The sequence below is a fragment of the Neolewinella aurantiaca genome, from assembly GCF_008014675.1.
Lineage (GTDB): Bacteria > Bacteroidota > Bacteroidia > Chitinophagales > Saprospiraceae > Neolewinella > Neolewinella aurantiaca.
Genome location: NZ_VOXD01000091.1, coordinates 1 through 1,558, shown reverse-complemented (window position 1 = coordinate 1,558; position 1,558 = coordinate 1). Strand labels below are relative to the sequence as shown.

The window sequence follows — 1,558 nt, the reverse complement described above, 5'->3', positions numbered from 1 at the left end:
TAGCTTTGAGTCGTGCTCGCATCCGTGTTTTTTGTCTCGCAACTCAAAGCTACTGGATTGCGAGCACACTTTTACAAAGGACAGAATCAGGCGTGGGCAGGAGCTAACAGACGGAACACCCTACTCCTAAGTCTTCCGGTGTCTCAGACCAAACGCTTACAGCATAGGACATTAGCCAAGTCAGGCTAACACCCATGGATCGGCAGATTCCTCTGAGACTGATTCGCTCAAGCAGCAAAGCAGAAACATCTTCTCTTCGTTGATCAGTGATGGAGTGTTGGTTGTTGGCTACAAATTGGCGATTGCAGTCTTTGCATTTATGATTCTGCTTTCCGTAGTAAGTCTTGCCATTCTTGACTATCTTACCACTTGTGCAGCTGGGGCAGATGAGCATGTTTTGAGAGTTTTGTCACTATCAAGATAGTGATTTTGCTCCACTGCATTTTTTAGGTTTATCCATCCTTACATTTGATACACCGCCAATATTTGACCTTGGCTTCTTCTAGCTGCGTTGCTGCTAGAAAGGCCTTGCGCTCATCACGATTGAGGTACTTACGCTCTCCGGTCTTGCTGTCGATTAACTTGGTCAAAATGCCATTTTTCCGAAAATGAATCTGTTTTCGGAAAACAAGATAAGCGATCGGTAGCGAAACAGCAAGGAAATCGTCGATCGGTGGGGTAGGAGAGTGCTGGCTTTTCCGAATCTATCCAATAGAAGCGGAAAAATTTCGGATTTTCTGTACTTTATTTTATCTTCATCAGTACTAGAAGCAGAATTACAACGAATGAACGTAACGATTTGGTTTGGATACTAGTCCAATTTATCGAAATAAAACACTTTTTAAATGATAAAGCACCTGTACACTTCGCTAATACTATCTCTTTTCACCATGCACGTTGGCGCTCAAAGTACTATAGATGTTCCGACAGATTCCGCTTACAGGTTAATAACCTTAGACTTAATGGAAAACGGAATCATTTTAGAAAAGATGGAGACAAAAAACATTTTTATCTTGAAAGAAATTGCAGGTATTTATCCTGTTGTAAAAGTAGATGAATCTGGAAAGCGTACATGTATTTGGAACGACGATATAAAAGTGTCATCTCAACCTTATGTAGACGCAAATTCCCCGTGCGAGTGTACAGTCTACCAAAATAATAAAATGATTGGCCTTGGATTTATCAACGATAATGGTGATCTCATAGAAGGAACATCTATCGCCTCATGGAGACCGTTACCTTATATCGAAAGGTAACCTATCTTATCATCACAATACAAAACCTAGTTAATATGTTTTACTTTAAACTCATTTTTCTATCTGTAACACTCTTAGAGCGTGTCTAAAAATTCGAGTCAAGATTTCTCTGTATTGACGATAGAACCATCTGAATGTTGGCCATCAAAATGAATGAAGCCGAATTTTCTATCGTTCGCTCCAGGTCCTTGGTGATTCTGCGATAGAAATTCATCCAGGCGAAGTTTCTTTCGACTACCCACCGCTTGGCTTCTACTACAAACCCCTTCGAGCCTTCCGGTCTTGATGGGCACTCAAAGACA

The 1,558-nt window shown here is 41.0% G+C and carries 4 protein-coding genes; 1 reads left to right on the top strand and 3 read right to left on the bottom strand.

The annotated features are described in order from the left end of the window. Positions 1-103: 103 nt before the first annotated feature. Entirely contained in the window at positions 104-394 is a 291-nt protein-coding gene (locus FUA23_RS23235) for an IS1 family transposase (protein ID WP_147932953.1), read from the bottom strand. Positions 395-452: 58 nt separating this feature from the next. After that, on the bottom strand, positions 453-590 hold the full coding sequence (locus FUA23_RS22505) for a hypothetical protein (RefSeq protein ID WP_187271193.1): 138 nt from the start codon (positions 588-590) through the stop codon (positions 453-455). A 372-nt stretch (positions 591-962) separates the two neighbouring features. Between FUA23_RS22505 and FUA23_RS22125 the strand changes: the two genes are divergently transcribed. Then, positions 963-1,256: a hypothetical protein gene (locus tag FUA23_RS22125; RefSeq protein ID WP_147932952.1), complete on the top strand. Its 294-nt coding sequence runs from the start codon at positions 963-965 to the stop codon at positions 1,254-1,256. Between the two features lie 85 nt (positions 1,257-1,341). Here the strand turns inward: FUA23_RS22125 and FUA23_RS22990 are convergent. Then, on the bottom strand, positions 1,342-1,558 hold a 217-nt coding region (locus FUA23_RS22990; protein ID WP_147932951.1), incomplete at its 5' end, for a transposase.